General features: G+C 38.9%; 1 pseudogene. It reads right to left on the minus strand.

The features are described 5' to 3' along the window. Positions 1-905, minus strand: a pseudogene (locus BN338_RS08685) (Vomp family autotransporter); the annotation flags it as partial.

Genomic DNA, 905 nt, shown 5'->3' on the forward strand with positions numbered 1-905 from the left:
GCACCAATAGTGAGATTATGCGTTGCTTTATCTTGCTGAACAAAACTTTCGCTTTCCACTTTGTTAACCACATTATTAACCTGTTCAGTCAATTTATTCTGAACATTTGTGATAGAAGCACCAACTCCAGTCAAAGCCTCCGCAACGGTATTATATTTCGTTTCTTCAGAGTTGCCATCATTCTTAACAGACTTAACAATGAATTTAGGGGGACTCCATTTGCCATCCTTATATTCAGCTCCACCTCCAAAAGTTTCAGCTATATCTGTAGCAGTAGTTTGAAGATTATTTGATACAGTCGTTACATTTTTATTTGTATCAAAAAGCTGTGAACCGATAACGGCTTCATGTGAATCTTCTAAGAGCTCACCAGCTTTTATTCCTGTAAGGGTACGCTTTTCATTGGCGTTGTTGGCAATATCAATTTTATCACCACCTGTATCCTTACCAATGGTGATGTGTTGCGTCTGCGCATCTTGTTTTACAAAGCTACTGGCTGCTACTTGTTCTTTGACATCTTTTTCAACTTTTTGAAGTTGTGCAAAATTTACCGCATCGGTGTTTACAGTACCCGTTGCCACATTTGTGATTTTTTTGCCTCCAGCATCAATACCACCAACCGTTACTTTTGGACCATCTTTAATGATTAAGCCAGTTGCATCGAGGATATTCGCTCCTACTTGTATATTATCGACTATGATAGACCTAGCAAGGTCAAATTTTATCTTGTTGTCTTTATCGCCTTTAGTAATGTTGAGGTTGCTACTTCCCGCTGATAAATCTACTGCGCTATCAATACCAACAGATTTAGAATTTTCACCACCAACAGACAGCTTCCAACCCTTGTCCACGTATTCTTGTAATGACTTCATCTGTGCAACATTCACCGCATCGGTATCTTCTTT

Source organism: Bartonella queenslandensis AUST/NH15, assembly GCF_000312585.1.
Taxonomy (GTDB): domain Bacteria; phylum Pseudomonadota; class Alphaproteobacteria; order Rhizobiales; family Rhizobiaceae; genus Bartonella; species Bartonella queenslandensis_A.